We start from the raw sequence: 17,932 nt of genomic DNA on the forward strand, positions 1-17,932 counted from the left end.
CCCGTTGGGCTGCGCAGCGGCCCCAAAAAATGGGACTGCTGCGCAGTCCAACGGGGATAAATCCCCTCGCCACAATTTATTCGTCGCTTGTTCAACTTCTACTGACTGGAAGTACAGCAAGCCCACACTTTTGATTCAGTTTGAGCGAGTGTCAGCGGACCACGCCTTCTTCGATCAGCAACTTGAGAATTGCCTCAGCCCCCGCTTGCGCCGTAACGCCTTTGAGCACTTGCCCGCCCCCGCCACTGGCCTTGGCCGTCGCGGCTTTCATCCGGTCCGCACCACTTTTGGCCTTGATCACTTTCAAGCGTTTAGGCCGTGGCTTGGCCGGTTGCAGGGTTGCAACGGCCAACAATTCATCGTCGATCACTTCGACTTCATCGGCCTGCAACACCCCACGCCGCGCCGGGCCGTAAGCGCTTTGCCGAGGCTTGGGCGCGGCGTTATCCACAGTCGCCAGAAACGGCAGCCGTACTTTCAGGCGGCGGCGCTGACCGCGCGGCAAGGCTTGCAGCACCAGTGCTGAATTACCATCGATGGATTCAACTTGAGCCAGCCCGACTACCAGCGGCCAGCCCAGACTTTCCGCCAGCAAAAACGGCAGCATGCCCGAGCCTTCGCCGGTTTCCGCCTGGCTGCCGGTCAGCACCACTTGCGCCCCGGCGTCACGCAGATACGCGGTCAATGCCGGCAATGCATCGGCGCCTTGCGGTTGTTCGAGCACATGCAGTTGTTCCAGGCCCATGCCCAGATAGGCGCGCAACGCTGGTTCGGCGACATCGCCGGCATGCAGCACTTGCAAGTTATCCCCAGCCAGTTGCAGACCCAGTTCCACCGCCCGCGCATCCTGTTCCGCGCGACGTGGCCGGCCGGAGGTCGGGTGGGCGCCGATGGACACCAGGCTGATGATTTTCGTGCTCATAACCCTTTCCTTTCCTTAAGCCGCATCGCGCTTGGCTTCGTTGCGGTAAGCCTCTACCGCCGCGATCAAGGCTTGAAGAATCTCGGCGCTCTCTCCGATCACCGACAGGTCGGCCCGTTTGATCATGTCGCAACCAGGGTCGAGGTTGATCGCCACCACCTTGTCGCAAGCACCGATGCCTTGCAGGTGCTGGATCGCCCCGGAAATCCCCACCGCCACGTAAACCCGCGCGGTGACCCAGGTGCCGGACGCGCCGACCTGACGGTCGCGAGCCATGAAGCCGTCGTCCACCGCCACTCGCGATGCACCTTCGGTCGCGCCCAACGCCTCGGCCGTCCTGTGGAAAAGTCCCCAGTCCTTGACCCCGTTGCCGCCGGAGAAGATGAACTCGGCTTCGGCCATCGGAATCGCCGCCGGGTCCACCGCCACCGCGCCCAAATCTTCGATACGCGACAAGCTGCGCGCCACGGCTGTGGATAACTCCACCGGCAAGGCTTCGTGACGGGTTTCGCTCACAGGTTCGGCGCATTCGACGGCGGCCAGAATCAAGCGTGCCACCGGGCGCGCAAGGTCTTGCAAACCGGCACCGGCGCGGCCGATGCATTCCTGATCCTTGACCTGCCAGACCCGCGTGGCCGGGCGCTCACCCAGTGCAGCGGCAAAGCGCCGACCGAGTTCACCGCCACCGCTGCGGCTGTCCGGCAGCAGCCAGTGACGCGGGTTGAACTGGTTATCCACAGCCCGTAGGCCCTGGACCCGCTGCTCCGGTGCATAACCGCTGAATTCATCGCCGTCCAATACCAGCAAGCGATCGACGCCTGCGGTGGTGAAGGCGTTTTCCTTGTGTTCGCCGAAGACCACGGCCAATACCGCGCCGTCCTTGCCGGCCAGTTGATGAGCCAGCCCGAGCAAGTCACGGTCGTGGCTGCTCAAGCGGCCGCCGACCATGTCCGGCACCACGCTGATGTAGAACGCAGGCGCAGGCACTTGATGCAGCGGCAATTGGACTTCAACCGCGGCTGAGCGTTTGCTCGCCCCGCCTTGCTGAGCGCCGCTGCGGTCAATCCGCTTGATGCCGTTGGGACCGATAAAACCGATGCCATGGGGATTTTTGCGGATGACGCCGTTAGGCCCCATCCAGCTGTGTTGCGCCGGTTGCATGGCCGCGTGCAGCGGGTGCAAGCGGTTACGGGCAATCCATTCGGCGCGGGGGTCGCGGCGGATAATGTCGCTCATCAGTGGGCCTCCGCAGGTTCACGTTGGGCCGGTTTGGTCGGCTTGCTCGGGGCGGCGTCTTCGAGCAACGCGTCCGCCACCAGTTCGGCGATGTCCTTGATCAGCGGCCGAGGTTCGACCACGCCTTCGAGCATCGCGGTGCACTGTGGACAACCCACGGCCACCAGTTCGGCGCCGGTTTCGCGGATGTCTTCCATGCGCATGTCGGGGATCCGTTGCTTGCCTGGAATGTCGGTGATCGGCGCGCCGCCACCGCCGCCGCAGCAGCGCGAGCGGAAACCGGAGCGTTGCATTTCCTTGATCTCGATGCCCAAGGCGCGCAGCACTTCACGCGGCGCTTCGTACTCGCCGTTGTAGCGGCCGAGGTAGCACGGGTCGTGATAAGTCACGCTGCTGCCTTTGTGCTGGCCGAGGTTCAGGGCGCCAGCGCCAATGATTTCCGCCATGTAGGTGCTGTGGTGCTGCACGAGGTAGTTGCCGTCGAAGGCGCCGTATTCGTTTTTCAGCACGTGGAAGCTGTGCGGGTCGCAGGTGACGATACGGTTGAAGCTGTACTTGGCCAGGGTCTGGATGTTGCGTTTGGCCAACAACTGGAAGGTCGCTTCGTCGCCCAGACGTCGGGCCACATCACCGCTGTCGCGTTCTTCAAGACCCAGCACCGCGAAGTCGACCTTGGCCGCTTTCAGCACTTTGACGAATGCGCGCAGGGTGCGTTGGTTGCGCATGTCGAAGGCGCCGTCGCCGACCCAGAACAGCACGTCGACGGATTTCTTTTCGCTCATCAGATTGAGGTTCAAGTCCGCCGCCCAGTTCATCCGCCCGCCCGGCGCGAAGCCGCCGGGGTTGTCGGTGGCAATCAGGTTTTCCAGGACTTCGGCGCCCTTGTTCGGGGTCGCGCCTTTTTCCAGGGTCAGATGGCGGCGCATGTCAACGATGGCATCGACGTGCTCGATCATCATCGGGCACTCCTCGACGCAGGCGCGGCATGTAGTGCAGGACCATAGGGTTTCAGCGTCCACCAGACCGTTGACGATCGGTTGATGCGGATTGCCGGCGTGTTCGCCGATGGCCTTGCCCGGATAGGGGCTGCCAGCGAATTTGGCATCGGTGCCACCCGCAAGGCCGACGACCATGTCCTGAATCAGCTTTTTCGGGTTCAGCGGCTGGCCGGCGGCGAACGCCGGGCACGCAGCTTCGCACTTGCCGCACTGCACGCAGGCGTCGAAGCCGAGCAGTTGGTTCCAGGTGAAATCCTTGGGTTTTTCCACACCCAGTGGCGCATTCGGATCGTTCAGGTCCAGCGGTTTCAAACCGGTGGAACGGCCGCCACCAAAGCGTTCGGCGCGACGGTGCCAAGCCAGGTGCAGGGCTCCGGCGAAGGCGTGCTTCATCGGCCCGCCCCAGGTCATGCCGAAGAACAATTCCGAAACGCCCCACAACACGCCGACGCCGAGGATCGCCGCCACCACCCAACCGCCGAAGTTTTCCGGAAGGATGCCGGCAACCGGTAGGGTCAACAGGAAGAAGCTCGCAGAGAACGCCAACAGGCTTTTCGGCAGACGCATCCACGGCCCTTTGGAAAGACGCGCCGGTGGGTTGCGACGACGCAGGAACATGAAAATCGCACCGACGAACATCACCGCCGTCATCAACAACAGCGCGTAACCGAGAATGCGGTTATGCAGGCCGAAACCATGCACCAGAATCGCCAGCACGATGGACGCCACCGCACCACCGGCCGTGGCGACGTGGGTATTGGCGATGTATTTGTCCCGCGCCACGACATGGTGCAAATCGACCATGTAGCGCTTGGGCATGGCGAACAGGCCACCGATCAGGTCGACTTTCGAAGCCCGGCCTTGGCGCCACATAGCCACCCGCCGCAACGCGCCGAGGACAGCCAGGCCCAGGGCAGCGAACAACAGGATTGGAAGAAGGGTGTTCAACATGGTGGAGCTCCCAAAGACCTCGGGGTCTTGCAGGCCTAACTACCTGGATGCCTTGCTCGAATCCCTGTAGGAGCGAGGCTTGCCCGCGAAGGCAATGGATCAGCCAACATCAATGTTGAATGTCAGTCGGCCTTCGCGGGCAAGCCTCGCTCCTACAGGTTATCCACAAGCTCTTAGAAATCCTTGCACAACCGCAGCGCGTCATAGATCGCCGCGTGGGTGTTGCGCTGCGCCACGCAGTCGCCGATGCGGAACAGCAAGTAGCCGTCGCCCGCCTGGCTCAGCGAAGGTTGCGGCTTGATCGCGAACAAGGCTTCGATATCCATCTGGCCTTTGTTGCGCGAGCCTTCCTTCAGGGCGTAGTAGATTTCTTCGTCCGGACGCACGCCGTTTTCGACGACGACCTGGTCCACCACCCGCTCCTCTTTGGCGCCGGTGTATTCGTTTTCCAGCACCGCCACCAACTTGTCGCCTTCGCGGTAGACCTTCTCCAGCATCATGTCGCCGGTCATGATCACTTCTTTCGGGTACATGCTGCGGTAGTACGTCGGGAACGAGGTGCCGCCAATCGCCACGCCCGGCTTGATGTCGTCAGTGACGATCTCGACCTGGCTGCCCTTGTCGGCGAGGAAGTCAGCAGTGGACATCCCGGTGAATTCGCAAATGGTGTCGTAGACCAGCACATTCTTGCCCGGCGCGACTTTGCCATCGAGGATGTCCCAGCTGCTGACCACCAGGCCTTCAGCCGCGCCCCAGTGCTCGTTCTGCTCGAGGAATGGATGGCCGCCGACGGCGAGCACCACCACGTCCGGACGCAGGTCGAGAATGGTTGCCGCATCGGCGGCCACGCCCAGGCGCAGGTCGACTTTCAAACGCGCCAATTCCAGTTGGAACCAGCGGGTGATACCGGCAATCTGGTCCCGTTGCGGGGCTTTCGAAGCGGTGGTGATCTGGCCGCCGATGAATTCTTTCTTCTCGAACAGGGTCACGTCGTGGCCACGTTCAGCGGACACACGCGCCGCTTCCATCCCGGCAGGGCCGGCACCGACGACGACAACCATGCGCTTCACACCGGTCGATTTCTCGATGATGTGCGGCACGCCCATGTATTCACGGGAGGTCGCAGCGTTCTGGATGCACAAGACGTCCAGGCCCTGGTACTGACGGTCGATGCAGTAGTTGGCGCCGACGCATTGTTTGATCTGGTCGACCTGGCCCATCTTGATCTTGGCGATCAGGTGCGGGTCGGCGATGTGGGCGCGGGTCATACCGACCATGTCCACGTAGCCGCCTTCCAGAATCCGGGTCGCCTGGTTTGGGTCCTTGATGTTCTGCGCGTGCAAAACCGGGGCCTTGACCACTTCCTTGATACCGGCCGCCAAGTGCAGGAAGGGCTCCGGTGGATAACTCATGTTCGGGATAACGTTGGCCAGGGTGTTGTGGGTGTCGCAACCCGAACCCACCACGCCGATGAAGTCGATCATGCCGGTGTCGTCGTAGTACTTGGCGATCTGCTTCATGTCTTCGTGGGACAAGCCGTCCGGGTGGAACTCGTCACCGCACAGACGGATGCCAACACAGAAATCCGGGCCGACTTCAGCCCGCACAGCCTTCAGCACTTCCAGGCCGAAACGCATGCGATTTTCGAAGCTGCCGCCCCATTCGTCGGTACGCTTGTTGACCCGTGGGCTCCAGAACTGGTCGATCATGTGCTGGTGCACTGCGGACAATTCAACGCCGTCCAGGCCACCGGCCTTGGCGCGGCCAGCCGCGGTGGCATAGTTGCCGATCACCCGCCAGATTTCTTCCGGCTCGATGGTTTTGCAGGTCGCACGGTGTACCGGCTCACGGATGCCCGACGGCGACAGCAGGGTTGGCCAATGCTCGCCGTCCCAACGGGAACGACGGCCCATGTGGGTAATCTGGATCATGATCTTGGCGCCATGCTTGTGCATGGCATCGGCCAGGTTCTGGAAGTGCGGAATGATCCGGTCATCGGCCAGGTTGACCGACTTCCACCAGCCTTGCGGGCTGTCGATGGCCACGCTGGAGGAACCGCCGCAAATCGCCAGGCCGATCCCGCCCTTGGCTTTCTCTTCGTAATACTTGACGTACCGGTCGGTGGTCATGCCGCCGTCGGTCGCGTAGACCTCGGCGTGCGCGGTGCTGAGCACGCGGTTGCGGATGGTCAGTTTGCCGATCTGGATCGGCTGGAACATTGCTTCGAAAGCCATGGCGGGTTCCTCGACTTACAACGGCTTGACGGTGAACAAACCGTCGTCGTGGCCTTCTTCGGAGCCACCGTAAACCTGTTCGGCAACGGTGCGGATCTTGCTGCCGCGGGCTTGCAGAATCTGGTCCATGGCACCGGCAAACCAACCGGTGAACATGTAGTCGACCTTGCGTCCGACCTTGCCGTACACGTAGACGAACGCCGAATGTTCAAGCTTGACGCTGGCAGTGCCTTTGTCGAGGTCGATGTCCTGGATCTTGAACAGGCCCCAGCCGCGTTGCGACAGACGCTTCATGTAATGTTCGAACACCGCAACGCCTTCCAGGCCGTGGCATTCAGCTTCTTTTTCACACCAATGCCAGGCGGATTTGTAGCCGGCCTTGTAAAGGATTTCGGCGTAGGCTTCGGCGCCCAGCACTTCCTCGATGCCCATGTGGTTGTTGACGAAGAAATGACGCGGCACGTACAGCATTGGCAGGGCGTCGGAGGTCCAGACACCGGTTTCGCTGTCGACTTCGATTGGCAATTGCGGGGCGATCTTGGCCATGGAAACTTAACTCCAGAAAAATTTTGGTGTTGCCCCCGGCGCGGACGGCCGGGGGAAAGGATTCAGAGGTGCTGTGGCTTACTCGCCCCAGACGTCCTTGAGGACGTTGACCCAGTTCTCGCCCATGATCTTGCGGACCACGCGCTCGGAATGGCCGCGCTTGAGCAGGGTTTCGGTCAGGTTCGGGAACTCGCCGACGGTGCGGATTCCCAGCGGGTTGATGATCTTGCCGAAGCTGGTCAGGCGGCGGGCGTAGCCCTTGTCATGGGTCAGGTATTCGAAGAAGTCCTGGCCATGGCCCTGGGTGAAGTCGGTGCCGATGCCGATGGCGTCTTCGCCGACGATGTTCATGGTGTATTCGATGGCTTCGGCGTAATCGTCGATGGTCGAATCGATGCCTTTGGCCAGGAATGGCGCAAACATGGTCACGCCGACGAAACCGCCGTGATCGGCGATGAACTTCAGTTCTTCATCGGATTTGTTGCGCGGGTGAATTTTCAGACCCGACGGCAGGCAATGGGAGTAGCACACCGGTTTCTTCGATTCGAGGATGACTTCTTCGGAAGTTTTCGAACCGACGTGGGACAGGTCGCACATGACGCCGACGCGGTTCATCTCGGCGACGATTTCACGACCGAAACCCGACAGGCCGCCATCACGCTCGTAGCAGCCGGTACCCACCAGGTTCTGGGTGTTGTAGCACATCTGCACGATACCGACGCCGAGCTGCTTGAACACCTCGACATAGCCGATCTGGTCTTCAAAGGCGTGAGCATTCTGGAAACCGAAGAGGATGCCGGTCTTGCCCTGCTCCTTGGCCTTGCGGATATCGGCGGTGGTGCGTACCGGAATCACCAGGTCGCTGTTCTCGCGGATCAGCTTCTGGCTGGCGGCGATGTTGTTGACGGTGGCCTGGAAGCCCTCCCACACCGACACGGTGCAGTTGGCCGCAGTCAGACCGCCCTTGCGCATGTCTTCGAACAGCTCACGGTTCCACTTGGCAATAATCAGCCCGTCGATAACGATGCTGTCGGCGTGCAACTCGGCTGGGCTCATCAGGCTGTCCCCTATTAGCGATTCATGCGCCGAATCGTGTGCCGGCGCTTTGGGGCCAGCATATGCCTGAGGGACGGGGCAGCCGGGTGCAAAAACGACAGAGGGTTTGCCGAAAGCGTCAATCCGCGACAAAGGGTCGTTGATGGACGCAATCGCCCACCTGTTCAAGGGCCGCTGCTTGGGCCAGAATTCGCTGCATTACTGAATAGGCACTGAAAAAAAGGGGCTGCGTCGCAATGAGAACGATCTTCCTGGCTTTGGCACTGATAGCGACCGGCGTACACGCGGCGGAAGAATCAGACGACAACCCCTGCGACAAAGTCGAAAACGACGTCCAGACCCTGGAATGCTCCGCCTACAGCAGAACCACCGCCGAAGACCTGCTCAAAGACAACTACCAAAGCCTGACCGAGCGCATGCAAACGGCCTACGGCAAGAACCCGGCACAACTGAGCGACATCACCGCCAAGCTCAAGGCCGCCCAGCAGCAATGGCTGAAGACCCGGGATGCGGATTGCGCGGTTGAGGCGTTTCCAGCGACCAGCGGTAGCAAGACGTTCACGATTGCGCAGAATGATTGCGTGGCGCGGATGAGTGATGAGCGGTCGGAGTTTTTGGAGTCGATTGGGCAGGAGTGATCCTGAATTTCCGTCGGAAGCTGGCACCGTCGCCGGCTTTCGATCCTCAAGAAATGCTGTTTCCTACAAACATCGCCGACTTAACCGACAGCACTCCCAGCACCTCGCAGCAGACCCTGTAGCCCGGGCAACATCCAGACACCCTTCGTTAATTGGCCGACTGAGAATTATAAGTAAAGATTGGAAAATCTTATAAAAGACTTATATTCTCCCATGAACAGCATTCACTGGACTCGAAAGGCCGTTAAGCAGCTTCTGAAATTGCATTCCGTTCACTAGATCCAGGTCCGTGATGCCGTCGCGGTGCTGACTGACATGCCTGACATCGGCAATGTCAAAGCACTGGTCGGTCATGACTACGCCTATCGACTTCGAGTGGGTAATTATCGAGTCATGTTCGATTGGGATGGCGCAATCAAAGTGGTCAGTATTCAAGAGGTCAAAAAACGCGATGAACGCACCTACTGACGTTCAAATCATTAACGACGCAGAGGGGAATCCTGCGTTTGTGGTCATTCCCTACGCACAATATTTGGCGCAGAAGATTGAGCCCGATCTGATTCCACATGAAGTGGTCAGCCGCATCGTCGATGGCGCGACGCCGATTCGTGCCTGGCGTGAACATCTGAACCTTACACAGGATGAAGTGGCCAAACGAATGGGCATTTCTCAACCTGCTTTTGCCCAGCAAGAGACTGTAGCGAAGCCTCGCAAGGCCACCCGCGAGAAAATTGCCACGGCGTTTGGCATCACGGCTAATCAACTTGAGCTGTAGGCTGCACACAACCACTTGTGAAAGGGATCGAAATGAAAATCTGCGGCATCGAAATCAAAGGCAGCGAAGCGATCATTGCCGTCGCGTCCCTGGACGGTCAGACGCTGAGTCACGTAGCCCTGCCCACCAAGAAAATCGCCCTCGACGATGACGACGAAGCCGCGAACGTCAAAGTCTTTGCCGCTCAGGTGGCGTCGTTTGTACGCGAGAATTCCATTGACCGGATTGCGATCAAGAAGCGCAGCAAGAAAGGTGAGTTTGCCGGTGGACCGACCACGTTCAAGATCGAGGGCATTTTTCAGTTGCTGGAGAGTTGCGAGGTGACGTTGTTGTCGCCGCAGACCATCAATGCGCAGAACAAGAAGTTTGACTTCGCACTGCCGCAGACGCTGAACAAGTATCAGCATGAAGCGTTTAAAGCGGCCTGCTCCGCCCTGATGAAGAAGTAACGTCATACCACTTGTAGGAGTGAGGCTTGCCCGCGAAGAGGCCGGCACATTCAATATTACAGTTGCCTGACGCACCGCCTTCGCGGGCAAGCCTCGCTCCTACAGGTACGGTTTCACTCAGGCCTTCTGGGTGAGTCGGCGATCTTCTCGCGGACACCGTTCAAACCGCGCCCGATAACTTCGGGTGAAATACGACGGCGATTCAAACCCGCACGCGATACTCACTTCCAACACACTCATGTCCGTCTGCCGCAACAACTGCCGCGCCTTCTCCAACCTTAACCGCAGGTAGAAATTGCTCGGTGTGTCATTCAGGTGCAGGCGAAACAATCGCTCCAACTGCCGTCGCGTCACCTTGATCGATTCCGCCAATTCCAGCGTGCTCAGCGGCGGCTCACTGTGCTGCTCCATCTCCCCAATCACCTGCACCAGTTTCTTGTTGCTGATGCCATACCGCGTGGCAACTTCCATACGCTGGTGGTCTTTGCGCGGGCGGATGCGGCCGAGTACGAATTGTTCGCTGACCTGGATCGCCAGTTCCGGGCCGTGGGCCTGGCTGATGAGGTCGAGCATCAGGTCGATGGAAGCGGTGCCGCCGGCGGAGGTAATGCGTCGGCGGTCTATCTCGAACAGCTCCTGGGTGACGCTGAGCTGTGGATAGGACTCTTTGAAGGCGTCGATAGCTTCCCAGTGCAGGGTCAGGCGGTGGCCGTCGAGCAGGCCGGCTTCGGCGAGGACGAAGCTGCCGGTGTCGATGGCGCCGAGGGTCACGCCTTCGTTGTCCAGACGGCGCAGCCAGTGCTCCAGCGCGGGGGTGGCGAATTTCAGCGGTTCGAAGCCAGCGACCACCAACAGCGTTGCACCTTTCTTCAGCGGTTCCAGCGCCGCGTCGGCGTTGACCGACATGCCGTTGCTGGCCAATACCGCCCCGCCATCAGCGCTCAGCACATGCCAGCGATACAACTCGCCGCGAAAGCGATTGGCGACCCGCAACGGCTCGATGGCCGAGATAAAACCGATGGCCGAGAAACCCGGCATCAACATGAAGTAGAAATCCTGGGACATGGAGCGCACTCGACTGGCAGGTAACGAGAGGGCGGGAAGCGTGTGGACGTTGATACGCCACTTGCAAGAGGCATTCAAGAGGACAGGTCGCTGCAGTGCAAGAGCTGGTCGCCGCAGTGCGCTTTCACGGGACCTTAGCTGCGTAACTTGGCATCACCGGCGCACGAAGACGCCCGGACCCACAATAACGAACTGCCGAGGAAACCTGAGATGAAACGACTGATCAGCAGCTGTGTTCTTGCACTCAGCGGTACCGCTTTCTTGAGCGCCAGCGTCATGGCGGCCGAACCTGCTTCATGCCAGAACGTGCGCATGGGCGTTGTGAACTGGACCGACGTGATCGCCACCAGCGCCATGACCCAAGTCCTGCTCGATGGCCTCGGCTACAACACCAAACAAACCAGCGCGTCCCAGCAAATCATCTTCGCCGGGATCCGCGACCAGCGTCTGGACTTGTTCCTGGGCTACTGGAACCCGCTGATGACCCAGACCATCACGCCTTTCGTCGATGCCAACCAGGTCAAGGTGCTTGAAGCGCCAAGCCTCAAAGACGCCCGCGCCACCCTCGCTGTACCGACTTACCTGGCCGACAAGGGCCTGAAAACCTTCGCCGACATCGCCAAGTTTGAAAAGGAACTGGGCGGCAAGATTTACGGCATCGAACCGGGCTCGGGCGCCAACACCCAGATCAAGGCGATGATCGCCAAGAACCAGTTTGGCCTCGGTAAATTCCAGCTGGTCGAATCCAGTGAGGCCGGCATGCTCGCAGCGGTGGATCGCGCCGTGCGCCGCAAAGAGGCCGTGGTGTTCTTCGGCTGGGCGCCGCACCCGATGAACGTCAACGTGCAGATGACTTACCTCACCGGCAGCGAAGACGCCCTCGGCCCGAACGAAGGCATGGCCACGGTCTGGACCGTCACCGCGCCGAAATACGCCGAGCAATGTCCGAACATCGGCAAATTGCTGAGCAACCTGACCTACACCGCCGAAGACGAGAGCCGGATGATGCAGCCGCTGCTGGATCACAAGGACGCCTTCGAATCAGCCAAGCAATGGCTGAAAGATCACCCGCAAGACAAGCAACGCTGGCTCGAAGGCGTGACCACCTTCGATGGCAAACCGGCCGCTGAAAATCTGAAACTCACCACTAAATAAACCCGATTGAAACACCGACTCGCAGCCCGTCCGGGCTGCGAACGGAATCATCACGCCTGCAAGGAACACGCCTCATGAACCACGACGTCATCATCACCTGCGCACTTACCGGTGCTGGCGACACGACCAGCAAGAGCCCACACGTGCCGGTCACCCCGAAACAAATCGCCGCTGCCGCCGTGGAAGCCGCCAAGGCTGGCGCCACCGTCGTTCACTGCCACGTTCGCAACCCGGAAACCGGCAAATTCAGCCGTGACGTGGCGCTGTACCGCGAAGTGATGGAGCGCATCCGCGAGGCCGACGTCGACATCATCGTCAACCTCACCGCCGGCATGGGCGGCGACCTGGAAATCGGCGCGGGCGAGAACCCGATGGAGTTTGGCCCGAACACTGACCTGGTCGGTCCGCTGACCCGTCTCGCCCACGTTGAAGAACTGCTGCCGGAAATCTGCACCCTCGATTGCGGCACCCTTAACTTCGGCGACGGCGACACCATTTACGTGTCCACCCCGGCGCAACTGCGCGCTGGCGCCAAACGCATTCAAGAGCTGGGCGTGAAGGCCGAGCTGGAAATTTTCGACACCGGTCACCTGTGGTTCGCCAAACAGTTGATCAAGGAAGGCCTGCTCGACGATCCACTGTTCCAACTCTGCCTGGGCATCCCGTGGGGCGCACCAGCCGACACCACCACCATGAAAGCCATGGTCGACAACCTGCCAGCGAACGCTGTGTGGGCCGGCTTCGGCATCGGTCGCATGCAGATGCCGATGGCGGCGCAAGCGGTGCTGCTCGGTGGCAACGTGCGGGTCGGTCTGGAAGACAACATCTGGCTGGACAAGGGTGTGCTGGCGACCAACGGCCAGTTGGTCGAACGTGCTTCGGAAATCCTCAGTCGTCTCGGCGCCCGTGTCCTGACCCCGGCGGAAGGCCGGGCAAAAATGGGCCTGACCAAGCGCGGCTGACCCTACTCACTCTTTCCCTCTGTGGGAGCGGGTGTGGCGAGGGGATTTATCCCCGTTGGGTCGCGAAGCGGCCCCAAAACCTACAACCGCGGTGTGTCAGCCACACCGCATGCAATGTTTTGCGACTGCTGCGCAGCCGAACGGGGATAAATCCCCTCGCCACAAAGCCAGATCCCACTGGGACCACCGAATTCTTTTAGGACGACGCCATGAGCTTAATCACTGAAATCAAAACCTTCGCAGCGTTAGGCAGCGGTGTCATCGGCAGCGGCTGGGTGTCCCGCGCCCTCGCCCACGGCCTCGACGTAGTCGCCTGGGACCCGGCGCCCGGTGCCGAAGCCGCGCTGCGCAAGCGCGTCGCCAATGCCTGGGGTGCGCTGGAGAAACAAGGCCTGGCGCCTGGCGCCTCGCAGGATCGCTTGCGCTTCGTCGCGACGATTGAAGAATGTGTTCGCGACGCGGATTTCATTCAGGAAAGCGCCCCTGAGCGCCTCGATCTGAAACTGGAACTGCACAGCAAAATCAGCGCGGCGGCCAAGCCCAATGCGTTGATCGGCTCCAGCACCTCGGGCCTGTTACCGAGCGAGTTTTATGAGAGTTCGACCCACCCGGAACGCTGCGTGGTCGGGCACCCGTTCAACCCGGTTTACCTGCTGCCGCTGGTGGAAGTGGTCGGTGGCAAAAATACTGCGCCTGAAGCGGTGCAAGCGGCGATGAAAGTGTACGAATCCCTGGGCATGCGTCCGCTGCATGTGCGCAAGGAAGTGCCGGGGTTTATCGCCGACCGCCTGCTCGAAGCGCTGTGGCGTGAGGCGCTGCACCTGGTCAACGACGGCGTGGCGACCACTGGCGAAATTGACGATGCGATCCGCTTTGGCGCGGGTCTGCGCTGGTCATTCATGGGCACATTCCTGACCTACACCCTGGCGGGTGGTGATGCGGGGATGCGCCACTTCATGGCGCAATTCGGGCCGGCGTTGCAGTTGCCGTGGACGTATCTGCCGGCGCCGGAGTTGACCGACAAGTTGATCGATGATGTGGTGGACGGGACCAGTGATCAGTTGGGCAAGCACAGCATTTCCGCGCTGGAGCGCTATCGTGATGATTGCTTGCTGGCGGTGCTGGAAGCGGTGAAGACTACCAAAGAGAAACATGGGATGGCTTTCAGCGAATAACCCTCCCCACTGATCGTTCCCACGTTCTGCGTGGGAATGCAGCCCGGGACGCTCCGCGTCCCAAGAGCGGACGCAGAGCGTCCATTGAGGCATTCCCACGCGGAGCGTGGGAACGATCATCCCCGATCATGCCTGGAGAGAATCATGCCCACCCTCACCACCTACCAAACCACAATCATCCCCGACTGGGTCGACTACAACGGCCACTTGCGCGATGCCTTCTACCTGCTGATTTTCAGCTACGCCACCGATGCGCTGATGGATCGTCTGGGCATGGACAGCAGCAACCGCGAAGCCAGCGGCAACTCGCTGTTCACCCTCGAACTGCACCTCAATTACCTGCACGAAGTGAAGCTCGACGCCGACGTCGAAGTGCACACCCAAATCATCGGTCACGACAGCAAACGCCTGCACCTCTATCACAGCCTGCATTTGGTCGGCGACGACAAGGAACTGGCGGGCAACGAGCAAATGCTCCTGCACGTCGACCTCGCCGGCCCTCGCTCCGCACCATTGAGCGAAGACACCTTGAGCAAGCTGCAAGCCATCTTCGCCGAGCAAGCCGACCTGCCACCCCCCGCCTGCATTGGTCGAGTGATCGCATTACCCCCTAAAAAATAACAAGGAGATCGCCATTGAACACCGCCGCTTTTGCCGACTTCCGAACCTACCCGTTGATCAGCGCGTTGACCGCCGTGCAAACCCTGGCGGATCGAATTCAAGTGCAGTGGGCCGACGGCCGGGTCAGCCCGTTTCATCATCAATGGCTGCGGGACAATTGCCCGTGCCCGCAATGCGTCTACACCGTGACCCGCGAGCAAGTGCTGGAAATCGTCGACGTCGCAGAGGACGTGAAGCCGACAGGGGCAAACGTCGATGCCGAAGGTTGCCTCAGCGTCGAATGGCAGGACGGCCACCAGAGTCGCTTCGATCCGGGCTGGCTGCGGGCTCACGCCTATGATGACGAGTCCCGCGCCGAACGCCGGGCTGGCAAGCCAACATCCAGGCTGTGGAAAAACGACTTGCAGCTGCCGGTGTTCGAATACCAGGCGCTGATGAACGACAACGACGCCTTGCTGCAATGGCTGTTGGCCGTGCGCGATATCGGCTTGACTCAAGTGCGCGGCGTACCCACCGAACCTGGTTCGCTGAAACTGATTGCCCAGCGGATTTCCTTCATTCGCGAGAGCAATTTCGGCGTGCTGTTCAACGTGCAATCCAAGGCCGATGCCGACAGCAACGCCTACACCGCTTTCAACCTGCCGCTGCATAGCGATTTGCCGACCCGAGAGTTGCAACCGGGGCTGCAATTTCTGCATTGCCTGGTCAATGATGCGGACGGTGGCGAGAGTATTTTCGTCGACGGCTTTGCCATTGCTCACGCGTTGCGCGAGGAAGATCCCGAGTCGTTCAAGGCCCTGTGTGAAATCCCCGTAGAGTTTCGCAACAAGGACCGTCACAGCGACTACCGCTGCCTGGCGCCGATCATCGCTCTGGATGCGTTGGGGCAGGTATCGGAGATCCGCATGGCGAACTTTCTGCGTGGGCCGTTTGATGCCTCGATCGAGGACATGCCCAAGCTGTACCGCGCTTATCGACGCTTTATTGCGATGACCCGTGAAGCGCGGTTTCGGGTGATGACGCGGCTCAATCCCGGCGAGTTGTGGTGCTTCGACAACCGCCGCACTCTCCACGCCCGCAACGCCTTCGACCCCGCCAGCGGCGCCCGGCATTTTCAAGGGTGCTATGTCGACCGTGATGAGTTGTTGTCACGAATATTGGTGTTGCAACGCTAGACCGCGTCATCGTTCTTCGCGGGCAAGCCTCGCTCCCACAGGATCGGGGGTTACCACAGATTTGGCGAACGACGCCAAACCTGTGGGAGCGGGCTTGCCCGCGATGGCGTCTGCACAGGCAACACAAAAACCCCTGATTCACAGGCAACACAAAAACCCCTGATTAACAGGCAAAAAAAACCCCGATCAAGCCGTGACAGGATCGGAGCTGAGGAGGGTACTGTTGAGGAGCCGTTGCGCGAGGGTGACCAAACCTTCGTGAAGCCAGCTGAATCCAGTGTGCCCACTCTCCCCTCTCGCAAGTTAGCCGAAAACGACCTGTTCATAGGTATCGCGGCCATTGCGACAAATCGTCCTTGCCGCCACCCCCTGCCCCTACGAGAATCGATCCACGACACCGTTCCCTGAAGAAGGATTGCGTCATGATGTACGCCGATTTGATTGACCAGGAAGACCTGTTGGGCCAGCTAAAATCGTTGGGTTTTCAAGTACCGAGCGGCGCCACCGCCGAGCAGGCTTGCGAGTGCGCGGTGCGAGGCTTGAACGATGAACGGGCGATGACACTGCGGACCATGGTCAAGCAGATGTACACCAGCAGCGCGACCATCCTGCCGGCCGTGCGCCAGGCCATCGACAAGCAATTGCTGCCCGCGTTGGCGGAGTATCAACAAAGTCGTAGCGCCTGATAGTGATCGTTCCCACGCTCTGCGTGGGAACGCCTCAACGGACCCTCCGCGTTCGGCCTTTTGGGACGCGGAGCGTCCCGGGCTGCATTCCCACGCAGAGCGTGGAAACGATCAGGTCAAAGGTTTAGAGCCTTACGCTGGCAAACGTCGACTCATTACGCGCTTGACTCAGCGCCGACAACGGCCCGGACAGCGGCGACAGCACCAGCGCTTGCGGCAGTGGCATCATCGCCACTTGTTGCGCGGTGTTGGAACCTACGCGCTCGTCACGCGGTGGAATGCCGAAGTATTCGCGGTAGCACTTGGAGAAGTGCGGCGTGGACACGAAGCCGCAGACCGACGCCACTTCGATGATCGACATCGGCGTTTGCTTGAGCAACTGCCGGGCGCGGATCAAGCGCAGTTTCAGGTAATAACGCGACGGCGAGCAGTGCAGGTATTTCTGGAACAGGCGCTCCAGCTGACGACGGGAAACAGCGACGTACACCGCCAGTTCGTCGAGGTCGATCGGCTCTTCCAGGTTGGCTTCCATCAGCGCGACGATTTCCTGCAACTTCGGCTGGTTGGTGCCGAGCATGTGCTTGAGCGGCACGCGCTGGTGATCCTGTTCGTTGCGGATGCGCTCATAGACGAACATCTCCGAAATCGCGGCGGACAGTTCACGGCCGTGATCGCGGCTGATCAGGTGCAGCATCATGTCCAGCGGTGCGGTGCCGCCGGAGCTGGTGAAACGGTTACGGTCGAGGGTGAACAGGCGGGTGCTCATGGCCACACGCGGGAACGCTTCCTGCATCGAGGCCAGGCATTCCCAGTGCACGCTGCAATCAAAACCATCCAGCAGGCCGGCGCACGCCAGGGCCCAACTGCCGGTGCAGACCGCGCCGAGACGGCGGGACTGCCGCGCCTGGCTTTGCAGCCACGACACGTGTTCGCGGGTAACGGTGCGTTGGATGCCGATGCCGCCGCAGACAATGATGGTGTCCAAGGCAGGTGCTTTGTGCATGGAGCAGTCGGGGGTGATCTGCAGACCGTCACTGGCCCAGACCTGACCGCCGTCGACGGTGAGCGTGGTCCAGCGATACAGCTCGCGGCCAGACAATTGGTTGGCCATGCGCAGGGGCTCTACGGCGGAGGCCAGAGAAATAAGCGTGAAATTGTCCAGCAGCAGAAAGCCGATGGATTGAGGCGCACGGTTCTGGGGTTGGGCCCCGGAGTTGAACGTCGTCATCGCGGTATCTCCTCACACAAAGCGGGTGATGGCCTCAGGCGGAGGCTCTTGTTATTGCCA

The 17,932-nt window shown here is 60.5% G+C and carries 17 protein-coding genes and 1 pseudogene; 10 read left to right on the forward strand and 8 right to left on the reverse strand.

Going from position 1 to position 17,932, the window contains the following annotated elements:
• Window positions 1-151: 151 nt before the first annotated feature.
• From ACIQV9_RS13690 to ACIQV9_RS13715, 6 genes are all read right to left on the reverse strand, one after another.
• On the reverse strand, window positions 152-922 hold the full coding sequence (locus ACIQV9_RS13690) for an electron transfer flavoprotein subunit beta (RefSeq protein WP_084318455.1): 771 nt from the start codon (window positions 920-922) through the stop codon (window positions 152-154).
• 15 nt (window positions 923-937) lie between these two features.
• Window positions 938-2,158 carry an electron transfer flavoprotein subunit alpha/FixB family protein gene (locus tag ACIQV9_RS13695; protein ID WP_403102062.1) on the reverse strand — a complete coding sequence of 407 codons (1,221 nt, stop codon included), beginning with the start codon at window positions 2,156-2,158 and terminating at the stop codon, window positions 938-940.
• Window positions 2,158-4,107, reverse strand: a complete 1,950-nt coding sequence (dgcB, locus tag ACIQV9_RS13700; protein ID WP_403102065.1) for a dimethylglycine demethylation protein DgcB — start codon at window positions 4,105-4,107, stop codon at window positions 2,158-2,160. The genes ACIQV9_RS13695 and dgcB overlap by 1 nt, the downstream gene beginning before the upstream one ends.
• A gap of 173 nt (window positions 4,108-4,280) precedes the next feature.
• The gene (dgcA, locus tag ACIQV9_RS13705) at window positions 4,281-6,341 is read right to left on the reverse strand and encodes a dimethylglycine demethylation protein DgcA (protein WP_403102067.1); all 2,061 of its coding nucleotides are present in this window, start codon (window positions 6,339-6,341) and stop codon (window positions 4,281-4,283) included.
• Between the two features lie 15 nt (window positions 6,342-6,356).
• Window positions 6,357-6,887 carry a DUF5943 domain-containing protein gene (locus ACIQV9_RS13710; RefSeq protein WP_007947752.1) on the reverse strand — a complete coding sequence of 177 codons (531 nt, stop codon included), beginning with the start codon at window positions 6,885-6,887 and terminating at the stop codon, window positions 6,357-6,359.
• 78 nt (window positions 6,888-6,965) lie between these two features.
• Complete coding sequence (locus ACIQV9_RS13715; RefSeq protein WP_008033250.1) at window positions 6,966-7,943, reverse strand: dipeptidase; 978 nt, start codon at window positions 7,941-7,943, stop codon at window positions 6,966-6,968.
• 236 nt (window positions 7,944-8,179) lie between these two features.
• Here ACIQV9_RS13715 and ACIQV9_RS13720 point away from each other — a divergent pair, with 236 nt between their 5' ends.
• From ACIQV9_RS13720 to ACIQV9_RS13735, 4 genes and pseudogenes are all read left to right on the forward strand, one after another.
• Window positions 8,180-8,581, forward strand: a complete 402-nt coding sequence (locus tag ACIQV9_RS13720) for a lysozyme inhibitor LprI family protein (RefSeq protein WP_403102070.1) — start codon at window positions 8,180-8,182, stop codon at window positions 8,579-8,581.
• A gap of 213 nt (window positions 8,582-8,794) precedes the next feature.
• Window positions 8,795-9,049, forward strand: a pseudogene (locus ACIQV9_RS13725) (type II toxin-antitoxin system RelE/ParE family toxin).
• Window positions 9,033-9,356 carry a helix-turn-helix domain-containing protein gene (locus ACIQV9_RS13730; RefSeq protein ID WP_403102073.1) on the forward strand — a complete coding sequence of 108 codons (324 nt, stop codon included), beginning with the start codon at window positions 9,033-9,035 and terminating at the stop codon, window positions 9,354-9,356. The pseudogene ACIQV9_RS13725 and the gene ACIQV9_RS13730 overlap by 17 nt, the downstream one beginning before the upstream one ends.
• 32 nt (window positions 9,357-9,388) lie before the next feature.
• The gene (locus ACIQV9_RS13735) at window positions 9,389-9,805 is read left to right on the forward strand and encodes a DUF3010 family protein (protein ID WP_403102076.1); all 417 of its coding nucleotides are present in this window, start codon (window positions 9,389-9,391) and stop codon (window positions 9,803-9,805) included.
• Between the two features lie 117 nt (window positions 9,806-9,922).
• Here ACIQV9_RS13735 and ACIQV9_RS13740 read toward each other — a convergent pair whose 3' ends face one another.
• Window positions 9,923-10,870, reverse strand: a complete 948-nt coding sequence (locus ACIQV9_RS13740) for a GlxA family transcriptional regulator (RefSeq protein WP_403102079.1) — start codon at window positions 10,868-10,870, stop codon at window positions 9,923-9,925.
• Between the two features lie 210 nt (window positions 10,871-11,080).
• On the opposite strand from ACIQV9_RS13740, the gene choX reads away from it, so the two are divergent.
• The 6 genes from choX (at window position 11,081) to ACIQV9_RS13770 (ending at window position 16,644) form a co-directional block, all read left to right on the forward strand.
• Complete coding sequence (gene choX / locus ACIQV9_RS13745) at window positions 11,081-12,025, forward strand: choline ABC transporter substrate-binding protein (protein WP_403102082.1); 945 nt, start codon at window positions 11,081-11,083, stop codon at window positions 12,023-12,025.
• Window positions 12,026-12,099: 74 nt separating this feature from the next.
• Window positions 12,100-12,987, forward strand: a complete 888-nt coding sequence (locus ACIQV9_RS13750) for a 3-keto-5-aminohexanoate cleavage protein (RefSeq protein WP_017341199.1) — start codon at window positions 12,100-12,102, stop codon at window positions 12,985-12,987.
• A 209-nt stretch (window positions 12,988-13,196) separates the two neighbouring features.
• Window positions 13,197-14,162: an L-carnitine dehydrogenase gene (locus tag ACIQV9_RS13755; RefSeq protein ID WP_403102086.1), complete on the forward strand. Its 966-nt coding sequence runs from the start codon at window positions 13,197-13,199 to the stop codon at window positions 14,160-14,162.
• Between the two features lie 144 nt (window positions 14,163-14,306).
• Window positions 14,307-14,783 (forward strand): thioesterase family protein, encoded by a 477-nt coding sequence (locus ACIQV9_RS13760; protein ID WP_403102089.1) that lies wholly within the window; start codon window positions 14,307-14,309, stop codon window positions 14,781-14,783.
• A 14-nt stretch (window positions 14,784-14,797) separates the two neighbouring features.
• Window positions 14,798-15,958 (forward strand): gamma-butyrobetaine dioxygenase, encoded by a 1,161-nt coding sequence (locus ACIQV9_RS13765; RefSeq protein WP_403102092.1) that lies wholly within the window; start codon window positions 14,798-14,800, stop codon window positions 15,956-15,958.
• Between the two features lie 422 nt (window positions 15,959-16,380).
• Entirely contained in the window at window positions 16,381-16,644 is a 264-nt protein-coding gene (locus ACIQV9_RS13770) for a hypothetical protein (RefSeq protein ID WP_403102095.1), read from the forward strand.
• A 124-nt stretch (window positions 16,645-16,768) separates the two neighbouring features.
• On the opposite strand, the gene ACIQV9_RS13775 is transcribed toward ACIQV9_RS13770, so the two are convergent.
• On the reverse strand, window positions 16,769-17,872 hold the full coding sequence (locus ACIQV9_RS13775; protein WP_403102098.1) for a GlxA family transcriptional regulator: 1,104 nt from the start codon (window positions 17,870-17,872) through the stop codon (window positions 16,769-16,771).
• Between the last annotated feature and the right edge of the window lie 60 nt (window positions 17,873-17,932).

Source organism: Pseudomonas sp. NPDC099000, assembly GCF_044759925.1.
In the GTDB taxonomy this organism is placed as follows: domain Bacteria; phylum Pseudomonadota; class Gammaproteobacteria; order Pseudomonadales; family Pseudomonadaceae; genus Aquipseudomonas.